Below are 14,263 nucleotides of genomic sequence, written 5' to 3'. Positions count from 1 at the left end.
ACTGAAGAGAAACATTCCATCGTACGGGCCGATCCCGCGCCCGCAAGACAGCCCTGAATTCTGGAGGATTTACCCATGTCCGACGCCGTCAAGGTCGGCTTTGTCGCTTTTTCCGCCGCACCCCGTGGCGTTCTCGTGGTGTTTTGCGATGACGCATTGAAGTTCGGCGAGGCGACGCGGAAGGCGCTGGGGAAGGCGGCGGATACGGTCAAGCGGGCGGCGGCCGCCAACCAGTTCAAGGGCAAGAGCGGATCGACGCTCGATATCCCGGCGCCGGACGGAATCAAGGCGGAGCGCCTGATCGTGGTCGGTGTCGGCAAGGCGTCCGACATCAAGGAGAAGGATTTTCTCAAATTCGGCGGAGTGACGGCGGGCAAGCTCAACGGCGCCAGCGAATCGGTCACCGTGATCGCCGAATTGCCTGAGGCGGCGATGCAGGACGATGCCGCCGCCGCCATCGCGTCGGGCCTCCGGCTGCGCGCGTATAAATTCGACCGCTACAAGACCAAGAAGAAAGACGGCGAGAACGGCGCGCTTCGCGCCGACGTTTCGATCGCCGTTGCGGATGTCGCCGCCGCGCGCAAGGCATTCGCGCCGGCATCCCATGTCGTGGACGGCGTGGTGATCGCGCGCGAACTCGTCAACGAGCCGCCGAACGTGCTGTACCCCGTGGAGTTCGCGCGCCGCGCGAGCCAGCTCAAGAAACTCGATGTCGAGGTCGAGGTGCTCGACGTCAAGGCGATGAAGAAGCTCGGCATGGGCGCATTACTCGGTGTCGCGCAGGGCTCGACGCAGCCCGGCCGCACCGTGATCATGCGCTGGAACGGCGGCAAGAAGGGCGATCAGCCGGTGGCCTTCGTCGGCAAGGGCGTTTGCTTCGATACCGGCGGTATTTCCATCAAGGGCGCCGCCAGCATGGAAGACATGAAGGGCGACATGGGCGGCGCGGCCTGCGTGGTCGGACTGATGCATGCGCTGGCTGCCCGTAAAGCAAAGGTCAACGCGGTCGGCGCCATCGGTCTGGTCGAGAACATGCCTGACGGCAACGCCCAGCGCCCCGGCGATATCGTCACTTCGATGTCGGGGCAGACCATCGAGATCATCAACACCGATGCTGAGGGCCGGCTCGTGCTCGCCGATGTGCTCTGGTATGTGGCCAAGAAGTTCAAGCCCAAATTCATGGTCGATCTTGCGACGCTCACTGGCGCGATCATGGTTGCACTCGGAACCGAATATGCCGGCATGTTCTCCAACAACGACGAACTGGCGGAACGGCTGAGCAAGATCGGAACCGAAACCGGTGAGCGCGTCTGGCGCATGCCGCTTGGTCCCGAATACGACAAGCAGATCGATTCGCAGTTTGCCGACATGAAGAATACCGGCGGACGCCATGGCGGTTCGATCACCGCCGCGCAGTTCCTGCAACGTTTCGTCGACGACACGCCGTGGGCGCATCTCGACGTCGCCGGAACCGCGATGGGCGCGCCGAAAACCGACATCAACCAGAGCTGGGGATCCGGTTACGGCGTTCGCCTTTTGGACCGGTTGGTCGCGGAATATTACGAAGCCACGAAGTAATCTGGTCGCAGCCGGATGACGGAAATCCTGTTCTATCATTTGCAGGGCATGTCGCTCGAAAGCGTATTGCCGCCGCTCCTGGAAAAATCGCTCGAGCGCGGCTGGCGCGTGGTCGTGCAATCGACTTCGCCGGAGCGTACCGAGGCGCTCGACGCGCATTTGTGGACCTACAGCGACGATTCGTTCCTGCCGCACGCCACATGGCGCGCCGGCGATGCGCAGGACCAGCCCATCATTCTCTCGATCGAGGAGGGCAACCCGAACCGGGCCAATGTCAGGTTCCTGATCGACAACGCGGCCTTGCCGGCCGATTGCGACAGCTACGAGCGGGTGGTGCTGGTCTTCAACGGCGACGATGACGACGCGCTGACCGCGGCGCGCGGTATTTGGACTGATTGCAAGGCGCGGGGATTCGAGCTGACGTATTGGCAGGCCGATGAGCGGGGCCGGTGGCAGCGGCGGCAATAGCGATTCATACGAATTAATGATAATCTGCGGATTCTTAGCCGGACCTTGCGGGCAGCCATGGTCGTGCCGCAAAGTGATGGTCGGACAAATAGTTACAGTAAGGGTGGGGAGCCGGGGTCTAGCGTGCGACGCGGAACGATCGATCGAAAGCCACTGCTGACGTTGTTGCTGCTCGGGCCTGCGCTTGCAGGCTGTTCCGGCGCGACGGACCTTATGTCGAAGGATGCGGACTGGTTTTCGCGCACCGGACGCGTGTTCATTCGAAACGTGTCGATCGAAACGCCTCCGCTCAGCCAGGAAAAGGCGGTTACGCCGGATGAACTGGTCAGCGCCGACGGCGGTTGTCCGGGAATGGCGGCGCCGGGGGCCGGTGCAAACGCGCTGGCGGACGGCGCTGCAGGCAGCCCGCCTCCCTCGACGACGGGAAGGGTGGCGCTTGGGCACACCGAATGCGACGTTGTGCGTGGCATTGGTGCACCCGACAACGTCAATTTTTCCAACAATGCCCGCGGCGACCGCGTGGCGGTCGTCAACTATTCACGTGGCCAGCGTGCCGGCATCTACACCTTCACCGCGGGACGCCTGACGTCGATCGAGCGTGCACCGGAGCCGGTGGCGCCGGCCAAGGGCGCCAAGCCGAAGAAGAAGCCGGCCGCGACGTAAGCCGTGCCACGCTTGCGCCTCGCGTCGGTCTATCGCGTTTTCGAGCGAAGTGGATGCCGGTTCGCGTTAAGGAAAACGCGTCAAAGCCCGCTAGACTGATGCTCTGAATTTACTTCCGCCTTCGGCGGCATAGCGGACATGGCCGGACTTGCAACTGGGTCGCCCCTGTAGCGATTGACCCACAACGGACCTCTCAGTTTGCTCTGCTAATTTGGACACTTACCGTTGCGGGCCAGGATGATCTTGCCAAACACGATTGCAACGGCGAGCCAAAACATCACGAGCGGCAGTGTTGTGATCGGCCAAAAACCGCGAGAAGCCTACTTACCATCGTTCCAAATATCGGTCGCGAGTTTCCAGTCATTTCCGACCTTTTCCCAAACCACAACATACTTCCCGCTCACTTCCTGTGGCGTCGGGCCCTTAGTCTTCAGGCTGAAAGTCCCGATCTCGCGTGCCGCGGAGGGGCCGAGCGGCTTGACGTCCAGGGTTGTGAGTTTTGGATCGCTAACTTGTTCGGCCATGCCTTTCCACATTGCCTCGATCGCCGCTCGGCCCTGCACCATCGCAGAACCGGGCGGAAGTGCGATGGCATCAGCAGTGTAGAATGACGCGATCCCGGCGAAATCGCCCTTGTTGAAGAATTCGGTCCATTTAGCGTTTGCCGCCTCAATCTCTGCCTTCTGTGCCGATGCCGGTCCGATCAACGCCAGCACGAATGCAATCACCAGTGCCATCCTGCTCATGATCAGCTCCATTTTTGAAATGCATCAAATGTCGAATGCTTGAAGTCTCAGCTTCAGTAAGCCATCCGCTTGGCGCTCGAATATGTGCATCGCGACACCGCTGAGAGGCGTCGGTTTGCAGTCTTTGTCCTTGCCCGTTTAGCGGACTTGGTCGTTCGCGTTTGCTCGGTGTGGATCATCCCCCCGGTCCCGGAATGAAGCAGCGCCACCTAGGGGTCATTCTTCCATCGATGCTGTCGTAGGACGGCCACCACCAAACCATCGCGATGCCGCTGAGGTTCGGCTGGTCGATCACGACGGAGTATGGCACGTCGAACCATTGCCCCCGTTCGGTTGGCCTGTGCGGATGCTTCAATAAGACCTTGTACCCGCCCTTTGCCATATCCCACTCGACTTCCGCGGGCTGGCCATCTCCGGTGTCACAGCACGGTTCGCCCGCCTTATTCTTGAGACTTTGGAACCACGCGCGGAGCTCTGGTCGCAGCGGGTCATGCGGATAGGCTGTGCCGATCCCGAGAAAAGTAACCGCACTCAATCCCATCATGCAGACGATCAACGGGTAAAGACGCGTCAGCCGGCTTCCATTGAGAATGGTCATGGGAACCTCCGTTCCCCCAAACCCACTTCTGTGGGTCATCGGAACTGCGAGGAGGTTCAACCGCCACTTCCGAATCTGGCACATCGCGTAGTTTCGCTGCACCGCGGAGCTATCGGGGCGCAGTGGAATCAAGCAAGCCGTCCACCCGGCGATCTATGGGTTCACGGCCTAACCCGCCGCTTCGTCAAATTCCGAACTGGCCTCAAGCCAAACTTCCTCCGCCCGGCGCAGCGCGCTTTCGGCGCCGGCCCGCGCCTTGCTGAGCTGGGCGGCCTGCTTCGGATCGCGCGTGAACAGATCCGGCAAGGCAAGCGCGGTGTCGATCTTGGCGATGATGCCGTTGATGCGCTCGATTTCGGCCTCGGCCACGGCGATCCGCTGCTTCAGCGGCGATCGCCTTTCGCTTTTGCCGCGCTCGGGCTTTGCGCTTTCCCTGACACGCTCGCTGCTGCGCTCGCGCGAACCGCCGCGTGCGTCGCCAATCGACAACACCATGCGCCTGTATTCGTCGAGGTCCCCGTCGTAGGTCGTCACCGTCTGATTGGCGACGACCCACAATTGATCGGCGCAGGCCTCGATCAAATAGCGGTCGTGCGAGACCATGATGACGGCGCCGGGAAAATCGTTGATTGCCTCCGCCAGCACGGCGCGGCTGTCGATATCCAGATGGTTGGTCGGCTCGTCGAGGATGATCATGTTCGGGCCGAAGAATGTGGCGAGCCCGAGCAACAGCCGCGCCTTCTCGCCGCCCGACAGGCTCTTGACCAGGGTATCGCCGGCCTTTCCGGAAAACCCGATCGCGCCGGTGCGGCCGCGCACCTTGGTTTCCGGCGCATCGAGCATCAGCTTGCGGACGTGATCGTAGGGCGAGCCGTCGAGGTTGAGTTCGTCGACCTGATGCTGCGCGAAATAGCCGACCGAGAGTTTTTCCGCCCGTGTGACCCGGCCGGAGAAAGGCTGCAGCTTGTTGGCCAACAGCTTGACCAGCGTCGACTTGCCGTTGCCGTTGGAGCCGAGCAGGGCGATGCGGTCTTCGGTGTCGATACGCAGCGTGACGCGATTGAGCACCGGTTTCTTCGGATCGTAGCCGACCGAGACGTCATCGACCGCGATGATCGGCGGCGACAGCATTTTCTCCGGCGTCGGAAACGAAATTTCGCGCACGTCCTGGGTCACCAGCGCGGTGACCGGTTTCATCCGCTCCAGCATTTTCACGCGGGATTGCGCCTGACGCGCCTTGGAAGCCTTGGCCTTGAAGCGATCGACGAACGCTTGCAGCCGCTTGCGTTCGTCGGCCTGGCGCTTGGCGTGCTTGGCGTCCAGCATTTCGCGCGTGGCGCGCTGTTCCTCGAACGAGGAATAGGTCCCCTTGTAGAGCGTCAGCTTGCCGCGATCGAGGTGCAGGATCTGGTCGACCGAGGTGTCGAGCAGATCGCGGTCGTGGCTGATGACGATCACGGTGCGCGGATAGTTGGCCAGATGGTCTTCCAGCCACAGCGTGCCTTCGAGATCGAGATAGTTGGTCGGTTCGTCCAGCAGCAGAAGGTCCGGCGCCGAGAACAGCGTCGCCGCCAGCGCCACCCGCATGCGCCAGCCGCCGGAGAATTCCGAGCACGGCCGCGCCTGGTCGGCGGTGGAAAATCCAAGGCCGCTCAGAATCGCGGCCGCACGCGCCGGCGCGGAGTGGGCGTCGATGTCGACCAGACGGGTCTGGATCTCGGCGATCCGGTGCGGATCGTCAGCGGTTTCGGCTTCATGGAGCAGCGCGTGGCGTTCGAGATCAGCCTTCAGCACGACGTTGATGAGACTTTCCGGGCCGTCCGGCGCTTCTTGCGCCAGGCTACCGATGCGCCAGCGCGGCGGTAGAGTAATGCTGCCGGCTTCGGTCGGCAGGTCGCCGCGGATCGCATGAAACAGCGTCGATTTGCCGACACCGTTGCGGCCGACGAACCCGACGCGCGCGCCGGGCACGATCTGCACGGTGCTGTCCTCGATCAAAAGCCGTCCGGCGATGCGGACCGAAATATCCGTTATTGAGAGCATGCGGCGTTGTCACCGGAGCGCCCGGCAAACGCAACCCCAAACGCAACTCATTATTGGTAAAATCTATCGGCGTATCGGCAAAATCTATCAGCAGAAGCCGACATCCGGTGGCGCTCAATGCAACTCGTTGTCGCGGCGGCGCAGCTCATCGAGGAGCTCGCGCAAACGCGGGGACAGCTCGGTTTCGGGGCACAGGCTGCGCTGCAGCCGTTCGCCGATGGCGTCGCAGATCGACACGCATGTCTTGTGATCGATATGTTCTAAATCGTTGTTGATTCGGCCATTCATGAGCGTCTCTACGAGTTCCACCTCGCAGCAGTCGCAAGGCTTGGTTATTATCGATGGGTCAAGTCACAACGTCGAAATTGGTTTCCGGGCATGGCGACATGCGTTCGCGTGCAAGTAGTCGAAGTACCTTCGGCAATCCGGTTCCACAGCCCAAAAAAAGCCCCGGCGCGGCGGCCGGGGCGTCAGTCTCAGGGGGAAGCTCGAATCAGCTCAGTAGCAGCGGTTCACCAACCGCCAGCGCGGACCCCAGGGGGTCGGAACCAGGCGCCGCGCGTAGCAACCGCCATATCCGCCGGCATAATAGGCCGGGCCGCCGATGAAGACGCGGGGACCACCCCAGCCGTGATGATGACGATGCCAGCCGCCATGGTGCCAGCCGCCGGCCGAGGCCGATGTCGGCGCCAGCGCGGCTGCACCCAGCGAAGCCGCGGCCGCTGCAACGAGCGAGAGTTTGCGTAACATGATCGTCTCCTCAAAGTTTCGGCGCCAGTTGGCACCATCAGTGAGATCGGGTCCCGTGACGCCCTAGGGCCGGCGGATGCACGTGCCCTGCGTTCGATCGTCCGTAAGTCTACGGCCGCGAAGCTGAATGAAGACGGCACGGCGGCTTCAGACAGGGTTCACCTCCGTGAAATTGCTGTAATCTTCGCCCCCGCGACGCGTGCGCGGCGCGAAAACACGCCAAAAAGGGGTGGCAGGGGCGCGTCACCGGGTCGCTTGCCGTGGCGAGATGGCGCCGATATAAGCCCCGCAACTCTCCAACCAGCGTTTTGCAAGGACGTAAGCACAATGGCGATTGAACGCACTTTCTCGATCATCAAACCGGACGCGACCGAGCGCAATCTGACTGGCGCCGTCAACGCGCTGATCGAGAAGGCCGGGCTCCGTGTCGTGGCCCAGAAGCGCATTCGCATGACCCGCGAACAGGCTGAGACCTTCTACGCCGTTCACAAGGCGCGCCCGTTCTTCGGTGAACTGGTCGACTTCATGACCTCGGGGCCGGTCGTGGTGCAGGTGCTGGAAGGCGAGGGCGCAGTTCTGAAATACCGCGACGTGATGGGCGCGACCGATCCGTCGAAGGCGGCGGACGGCACGATCCGCAAGGTCCATGCAAAGTCGATCGGCGAGAACTCGGTGCACGGTTCGGACGCACCGGAGACCGCCGCGATCGAAATCGCGCAGTTCTTTTCGGGCAACGAAATCGTAGGTTGATTTACTAGGACAGCGGCGATAGTCGCCGCGCGCAACGGCTGAAAGAGCCGAGGGGGAGACGCTGTGAACTGGATGTGGCAAATTTTCGATCCTGCGACGATCTCGGCGTTCTTCACCCAGTTCCAGGCCGAGATGCAGCAACCCGCTTTCTGGGTCGCGCTCGGCAAGATCATGTGGATCAACATCCTGCTGTCGGGTGACAACGCGCTTGTCATCGCGATGGCGTGCCGCGGGCTGCCGCCGCGCCAGCGGTTCTGGGGCATGATCCTTGGCGCCGGCGTCGCCGTTTTGCTGCGCATCATCTTCACCGGCATCGTCGTGACGTTGATGGGGCTGCCGTTCCTCAAGCTGGTCGGCGGATTGGCGCTGCTCGTGATCGCGGCAAAGTTGCTGGTGCCGGAACACGAGGGCGAAGGCGACGTGGACGCGGCTGCGCATCTGTGGGCGGCCGTGCAGATCGTGGCGATCGCCGACATCGTGATGAGCCTCGACAACGTCATCGCGGTTGCCGCGGCCGCCAATGGCAGCATTCCCCTGCTTGTCATCGGGCTTGCCATCAGCGTTCCCCTGATCGTCGCCGGAGCGGCGCTGATCATGGCGTTGCTGACGCGCCTTCCGGCACTGGTGTGGGCCGGCGCGGGCTTGCTCGGCTGGATCGCCGGCGAGGTGATGGCGACCGACCCCGTGGTGCAGCCGTCGCTGCACGCGTTCTTCAACGGCCCGGTCGGTGTCGGCCTCGATGGACTGCTCAAATCGCTCGGCATGGCGCCGCAGTTCGCCAATGGCGGGCATGGCGGCGAGGTGATCCTCGGCATCCTCGGCATCATCGTGGTGCTTGTCGCGGGATCGATCTGGCGCAAGCGCAAGCTGCAAGGCGCCGCGCATTCCGCCACGGCGTAGGGAATAAAACTCCCGGCCCGACGGAGGGTGGCGAACAGAAGCCCCGCATTCGCGGGGCTTTTGTCGTCAGAGGCCGATATGGTGAGCCGGCCTGCGGTCGTCCGTCCGTCCGGCCTTGACTATGGCGCTGCTTGCGTTTGAGGCCCCCTGGTTTCATACATCTACACATGACCGAGCCGCTATTGGGGCGCAGCATCGACCGCCTTGAAGACGAGCGCTTCGTGCGGGGGCGCGGGCGCTACGTCGCCGATCTCGTGGCGCCAAACGCGCTTCATGGCGTCGTCGTTCGCTCGCCACAAGCGCATGCGCGCATCGCCGCGATCAGCGTCGATGCAGCACGCAAGATGCCCGGCGTTGCGGCTGTGCTCACTGGACAAGAATTGGCTGCCGACGATATTGGCCCGCTGCCGTGCGCGGTGACCCATATCCCGATGACCACGCCGCTCGTGGTGCCGCCCTGTCACGCGCTGGCGCGCGACGTCGTTCGCTATGTCGGCGAGCCGGTCGCGTTCGTGGTTGCGGAAAGCGCCGAAGCCGCGCGCGACGCCGCCGAGGCCATCATGGTCGACTATGCGCCGCTGCCGCCGGTGGTCTCGATCGCGGATGCCGTTCTGCCGGAAGCGCCGTCGATCTGGCCGGAGGCGCGGGGCAATATCGCGTTCCAGTTCAACCGCGGCGAAATCGGCCCTGTGGAAGCTGCGATCCGCGATGCCGCCCATGTCGTGGAATGCGAACTGGTCAACAACCGCGTCGTCGCCGCGCCGATGGAGACGCGCGGTGCGCTGGGGGAGTTCGATGCCGCGAGCGGCCGCCTGCATCTGACCGCCTCGGCCGCCGGCGCGCACGCGATCCGCGACCTGCTCGCCGACGGTGTCTTTCGCATCGGCAGAGAAAAACTTCGCGTCAGCATTCCCGACGTCGGTGGTGGCTTCGGAATGAAGAACGTTCTCTATCCGGAATGGGTGCTGGTGCTGTGGGCAGCGCGCCGCCTCGGCCGCCCGGTCACCTGGATCGGGGATCGCAGCGAGGATTTTACCGGCTCCGCGCATGGCCGTGACAGCCTCATCCGGGCCCGCCTTGCGCTCGACCGGGATGGCCGCTTCCTCGCGCTCGACACCAAAGTCCTCGCCAATCTGGGCGCCTATGTCTCAACGGTGGCGCCGGCCGTGCCGACCATGGCGATGGCCAGCGCGATGGGCGGTGTCTACGACATTCCGCTGATCGCCTTTCAGACCAGCGGCGTGTTCACCAACACGACGCCGGTCGACGCCTATCGCGGCGCCGGCAAGCCCGAGGCGAATTATCTGATCGAGCGCTGCATCGACATCGCAGCCCAGCAGCTCGGGATGGATGCGCTGAAGCTGCGGCGCAAGAACATCTTTCGCCGCTTTCCCCATGCAAGCGCGATGGGGCTTACGGTCGAGCAGGGCAGCTTTGCGCACGCGATCGATCACGCGGTCAAGGCTTCCGCAGGATTCGATGCACGCCGGCGAAGCTCGCGCAAGCGGGGCAGGCTGCGCGGCCTGGGCTACGCCTGCTTTCTCGAAACGTCGCGTGGCCAGCCCAATGAAGTGGCGGAAGTCCGCGTCGGTGATGATGGCCGGATCGACCTGATGGTCGGCACGCATTCCAACGGTCAGGGCCACGAGACGACATTTGCCCAGATCGCGGCCGATGCGTTTGGCCTGTCGCTCGCGCGCTTCCGGTTTCGGCAGGGCGATACGGATGATCTCGACGCTGGCGGCGGGCATGGCGGGGCGCGGTCGATGCACCAGGGCGGCACCGCACTGTTAATGGCGGCCGAAGGCGTGATCGAGAATGCGCGACGGCTTGCCGCGCGCCTGCTGCAGGCCGGCGTGGATGCTGTCAACTATGAAGCCGGCATGTTGCGGGTGGCTGCGACCGGGCAGGAGATCAGCCTCGAGGAGGTGGCGCGTGCCTCGTACCAGACGCCCGGCGACGATGTCGCGCCCGGCCTTGCGCACAAGGCGACACATCTATGCGACCGCTACACCTTTCCCAACGGCTGCCATATCGCGGAAGTCGAGATCGACCCCGAGACCGGCGAGGTGAGGCTCGACCGCTATGTGATATCAGACGACTACGGCCGCCTGCTCGATCCTCGGTTGACGCTGGGGCAGGTCCATGGCGGCGTCGTGCAAGGCATCGGACAGGCGTTGTTCGAGCACGCGCTGTTCGATGCCGAAACCGGCCAGATCCTCTCCGGCTCGCTGATGGACTATGCGCTGCCGCGCGCGGACGATCTTCCCGCGTTCGAGGGCAGCCTGACGGGCGACTTTCCAAGCCGCGCCAACCGGCTGGGCGTGAAGGGAAGCGGTCAGGCCGGCGCCATCGCAGCCCCCGCCACCATCATGAACGCCGTGATGAACGCACTGACGCCGCTCGGCGTACGGCATCTCGACATGCCCGCAACGCCCTCCCGCATATGGCATGCGATCCGGGCGGCCGGCTCGCGAACGCCTGGACTGGACTAAGGCCGCCTCGGCGCGATGGTGCGTTTGCTCCGCCGCCCGTTTCCCTTCGCGGGCCAGCGCCCTTCGCTGACGGTCGCGCGGACGATCTCGACCACGGTGCTGCGAACCTCGAGGAACGCCTTGGTTTGCGGCCGGTCCGCGAGCGAAACCAGAGCGCAGGAGCGCGTCAGCGGCGGATCGATGATGCGCCGCGCGTGATATTTCCCCGCCGCCAGGTCGGAGAGCACGGTTGCTCGGGAGAGGATCGCGCATCCGAGGCCAGCCTCGAGCGCCATTCGCAGGGCCGACAATGAATCGACTTCGAGCGTCTCGCTCGGCGTGATCTGATTGCGCAGAACCTGGGTCTGGATGATGGCGCGCGAGGCCGGCATCGGCGTCAGCCCAACCACGCTTCGTTGCGGAATGGCAGAGAACGCGATCGGGCCGGATGAGCGGCCGATCAGGCTCGGATGCCCGACGAGATAGAGCTCTTCGTCATGCAGCGACTCGACATCCAGGCGGGCATCCCTGGGGGGATTGTAGGCCAGCGCGAGATCGACCGTGCCTGAGAAGACGCGCTCGACCAGCGCCGGCGACAGCGCCTCGACGACGGTCAGGTGTACGCCCGGCGAGTTCTTTCGCACCGCCTTCATGACATCGAGTGCGACCATCGAGAGCGCGGTATGGCTGAGGCCAAGGCTAACCGGACCGGTCGCGGCCTCGTTAAAGGTCCGTACATCCTCTTCCGCCTTGCCGAGCGCCGAAAGCACGGCGCTGGCATGCTCGTAGAGCCGCCGGCCGGCCGCGGTCAGTGCGATCCCGCGCGGCCTTCGTTCGAGCAGCTTGACGCCGAGATCGGTTTCGAGGGCGGCGACGTGATGGCTCAACGCCGACTGGGCGACGTTGAGCGTCTCCGCCGCCCGCGACAGCACACCGGCGTCGGCGATGGCGATGAAATACCGGAGCTGCCGCAATCCGAGCGCCACTGAAATCGCCCTCACATCTAATTATTAGAACAGAATGATCTTCATATTATATTTGTCAGATGTCTATGGGCGCGGCAAGGTGCCGTCACAAGCAATAACGACAAACCCAGGGGAGCGCCGGCGCATGGACCTGCCTGATAGCGTCGTCATCAGCGAGGAGGGGCCGCGCGAAGGCTTTCAGATCGAGCCGGGTCCAATCGCGACGGCGGACAAGATCGCGCTGATCGACGCGCTCTCCGCGTGCGGCCTCCGCCGCATTCAGATCGCCTCCTTCGTCAATCCCAAGCACGTTCCGGGCTGGGTCGACGCCGAGGCAGTCGTGGAAGGATTTTCTGCGCGCGAAGGCGTCGAATACTCGGCGGTGTGGTTCAATGAGGCCGGGATGCTGCGCGCGTCGGCGTTCAAGCAGAAACTCACCCTCGCCGGATTCATCTCACTGAGCGCGTCCGAACCGTTCGCCATCAGGAACCTCAATCGCGACCGTGCCGGACAGATCGAGGCGATGCGCAGATATGTGCGGGTGCATCGCGAAGCCGGCGTGCCGATTGCCAAGATCATCGTCATGGCCGCCTTCGGCTGCAATTTTGCGGGAGACGTTGCGCCGGCAAGAGTCGTCGAGACGGTGGCGGACGCGCTTGCCATCGCGCGCGAAGCCGGCGTGGCGGTGCAGGACGTCACGCTCGCGGACTCCATGGGCTGGGCCACGCCGAGGCGCGTCGCTGATACCATCGGCGCCGTTCGGGACCGTTTTGACGATTTGCGGATCGCGCTTCATCTGCACGACACGCGCGGGCAGGGCATCGCCTGCGCCTATGAGGGGCTGCGGCTCGGGGTCACGGCTTTCGATGCCGCGGTGGCGGGCCTCGGCGGCTGCCCGTTCGCCGGCCAGCCGGGGGCGCCGGGCAACATCGCCACCGAAGAACTCGCGCTGCTCTGCGAGGAGATGGGTATCGCCACCGGCCTGAACATCGAGGCCCTGATCGAGGCCGGGCGGCTTGCCGAGCGGATCGTCGGGCACAGGCTGCCGAGCGCCGCATTGCGATCGGGAACGCTCGCCGCATTCAGGAGACGGGCTGCATGACGACTTCCTCCAAACCGCTCGCGGGGCTGAAGGTGCTCGATTTCGGTCACACCATTATGGGGCCGTGCGCCGGCGTCGTCTTTGCCGATCTCGGCGCCGACGTCGTGAAGATCGAACCGATCGACGGCGATCCCACGCGGCGGTTGCCGGGTTTCGCCGCCGGATTCTTCGCGACCTACAACCGCAACAAGCGCTCGATCGCGATCGATCTGAAACGGCCCGAGGGACAGGCGATCGTGCATCGACTGGTCAGGGATGCCGACGTCGTGCTGGAGAACTTCGGCCCGGGCACGATCGCGCGGCTGAAATGCAGTTGGGAGGATCTGCGCCAGATCAACCCGCGCCTCGTCTACCTCTCGATGAAGGGTTTCCTTAAGGGTCCGTACGAGAACCGCGGCGCGCTCGACGAGGTGGTGCAGATGCAGTCCGGGCTCGCCTATATGACCGGGCCGCCGGGCCGACCGTTGCGTGCGGGGGCACCTGTCATCGACATTCTCGGCGGCGTGTTCGGCGTGGTGGCCGCACTGGCTGCGCTTCGCGAGCGCGACGCCACCGGCATCGGGCAGAAGGTCGCCAGCTCCCTTTTCGAAAGCGCGACGTTCATGCTCGGCGCGATCGTGGTGGGTAGCGCCGTGACCGGCGGACCGATTCCGCCGATGCCGGCACGCAAGAACGCCTGGGGCGTGTACGACGTTTTCACCGCGGCCGATGGCGGCCAGGTCTTCATCGGCTGCACGTCGGACGGACACTGGCAACGCTTCTGCGAAACTTTCGGCTTCGACGACTGGCGCGACGATCCACGGCTTGCAGGCAACGCCAATCGTTGCGAGGCGCGCGAGTGGATGCTGCCCGAACTGGAGCGGCGGATCACGAAATTGCCGCTCGATGAAATCCTTCAAAAGTGCGAGGCGGCGCGGGTGGCCTATTCGCGGGTCGGACGGCCCGATGAATTGTCGATCGATCCGCATCTGCTTGCCCATGGCGGCCTGCTTGCAACCGCCGTTTCCGGACTAGGCGGCGGACCGCTGGTCGGAATCCCGGCGTTGCCGGTGGAGTTCGGTGACGAGCGCGAGCGCGCTGGCCTCGAGCGCCAGCCGCCGAAGGTCGGCGAGCATGCCGACGAAATTTTGCGGGCGGCCGGATATTCGGAGCACGAAATTGCAGACTTGCACTCGGCCGGCGTACTGGGCGCGGCTGCGAGTGTGCCCGCATAGAAGCGAACAAGA

14 protein-coding genes are annotated in these 14,263 nt (G+C 64.0%); 8 read left to right on the top strand and 6 right to left on the bottom strand.

Features of this window, described 5'->3' with window-relative positions; translation table 11 throughout:
- Window positions 1–75: 75 nt before the first annotated feature.
- The 3 genes from IVB05_RS23410 to IVB05_RS23400 all read left to right on the top strand — a co-directional run bounded on the left by IVB05_RS23410 (window position 76) and on the right by IVB05_RS23400 (window position 2,709).
- Window positions 76–1,578: a leucyl aminopeptidase gene (locus tag IVB05_RS23410; RefSeq protein WP_247778269.1), complete on the top strand. Its 1,503-nt coding sequence runs from the start codon at window positions 76–78 to the stop codon at window positions 1,576–1,578.
- A 15-nt stretch (window positions 1,579–1,593) separates the two neighbouring features.
- Complete coding sequence (locus IVB05_RS23405; RefSeq protein WP_247778268.1) at window positions 1,594–2,046, top strand: DNA polymerase III subunit chi; 453 nt, start codon at window positions 1,594–1,596, stop codon at window positions 2,044–2,046.
- Between the two features lie 168 nt (window positions 2,047–2,214).
- Complete coding sequence (locus IVB05_RS23400; RefSeq protein WP_247786859.1) at window positions 2,215–2,709, top strand: hypothetical protein; 495 nt, start codon at window positions 2,215–2,217, stop codon at window positions 2,707–2,709.
- Window positions 2,710–3,029: 320 nt separating this feature from the next.
- Here IVB05_RS23400 and IVB05_RS23395 read toward each other — a convergent pair whose 3' ends face one another.
- The 5 genes from IVB05_RS23395 to IVB05_RS23375 all read right to left on the bottom strand — a co-directional run bounded on the left by IVB05_RS23395 (window position 3,030) and on the right by IVB05_RS23375 (window position 6,846).
- On the bottom strand, window positions 3,030–3,467 hold the full coding sequence (locus IVB05_RS23395) for an SgcJ/EcaC family oxidoreductase (protein WP_247778267.1): 438 nt from the start codon (window positions 3,465–3,467) through the stop codon (window positions 3,030–3,032).
- 163 nt (window positions 3,468–3,630) lie between these two features.
- Window positions 3,631–4,053, bottom strand: coding sequence for a hypothetical protein (locus IVB05_RS23390; protein WP_247778266.1), 423 nt, complete (start codon window positions 4,051–4,053; stop codon window positions 3,631–3,633).
- 168 nt (window positions 4,054–4,221) lie between these two features.
- The gene (locus tag IVB05_RS23385; protein WP_247778265.1) at window positions 4,222–6,096 is read right to left on the bottom strand and encodes an ABC-F family ATP-binding cassette domain-containing protein; all 1,875 of its coding nucleotides are present in this window, start codon (window positions 6,094–6,096) and stop codon (window positions 4,222–4,224) included.
- Between the two features lie 114 nt (window positions 6,097–6,210).
- Window positions 6,211–6,384: a hypothetical protein gene (locus IVB05_RS23380; RefSeq protein WP_247778264.1), complete on the bottom strand. Its 174-nt coding sequence runs from the start codon at window positions 6,382–6,384 to the stop codon at window positions 6,211–6,213.
- Window positions 6,385–6,594: 210 nt separating this feature from the next.
- A complete protein-coding gene (locus tag IVB05_RS23375) occupies window positions 6,595–6,846 on the bottom strand; it encodes a sulfur globule protein precursor (protein WP_247778263.1) in 252 nt (83 codons plus the stop codon).
- Window positions 6,847–7,173: 327 nt separating this feature from the next.
- Here IVB05_RS23375 and ndk point away from each other — a divergent pair, with 327 nt between their 5' ends.
- The 3 genes from ndk (at window position 7,174) to IVB05_RS23360 (ending at window position 10,991) form a co-directional block, all read left to right on the top strand.
- Window positions 7,174–7,596, top strand: coding sequence for a nucleoside-diphosphate kinase (gene ndk / locus IVB05_RS23370; RefSeq protein ID WP_247778262.1), 423 nt, complete (start codon window positions 7,174–7,176; stop codon window positions 7,594–7,596).
- 63 nt (window positions 7,597–7,659) lie between these two features.
- A complete protein-coding gene (locus IVB05_RS23365) occupies window positions 7,660–8,496 on the top strand; it encodes a TerC family protein (protein ID WP_247778261.1) in 837 nt (278 codons plus the stop codon).
- A 167-nt stretch (window positions 8,497–8,663) separates the two neighbouring features.
- Window positions 8,664–10,991 (top strand): xanthine dehydrogenase family protein molybdopterin-binding subunit, encoded by a 2,328-nt coding sequence (locus IVB05_RS23360; RefSeq protein WP_247778260.1) that lies wholly within the window; start codon window positions 8,664–8,666, stop codon window positions 10,989–10,991.
- On the opposite strand, the gene IVB05_RS23355 is transcribed toward IVB05_RS23360, so the two are convergent.
- Window positions 10,988–11,956, bottom strand: a complete 969-nt coding sequence (locus IVB05_RS23355) for a LysR family transcriptional regulator (protein WP_247778259.1) — start codon at window positions 11,954–11,956, stop codon at window positions 10,988–10,990. The genes IVB05_RS23360 and IVB05_RS23355 overlap by 4 nt on opposite strands.
- 124 nt (window positions 11,957–12,080) lie before the next feature.
- Here IVB05_RS23355 and IVB05_RS23350 point away from each other — a divergent pair, with 124 nt between their 5' ends.
- Window positions 12,081–13,037, top strand: coding sequence for a hydroxymethylglutaryl-CoA lyase (locus tag IVB05_RS23350; protein WP_247778258.1), 957 nt, complete (start codon window positions 12,081–12,083; stop codon window positions 13,035–13,037).
- Window positions 13,034–14,251 (top strand): CaiB/BaiF CoA-transferase family protein, encoded by a 1,218-nt coding sequence (locus IVB05_RS23345; RefSeq protein WP_247778257.1) that lies wholly within the window; start codon window positions 13,034–13,036, stop codon window positions 14,249–14,251. The genes IVB05_RS23350 and IVB05_RS23345 overlap by 4 nt, the downstream gene beginning before the upstream one ends.
- Window positions 14,252–14,263 lie beyond the last annotated feature (12 nt).

Origin of the sequence: Bradyrhizobium sp. 170 (assembly GCF_023101085.1) — a bacterium.
GTDB lineage: Bacteria > Pseudomonadota > Alphaproteobacteria > Rhizobiales > Xanthobacteraceae > Bradyrhizobium.
The sequence above is the reverse complement of the archived record's forward strand: the minus strand, read 5'-3'. Positions and strand labels throughout refer to the sequence as shown.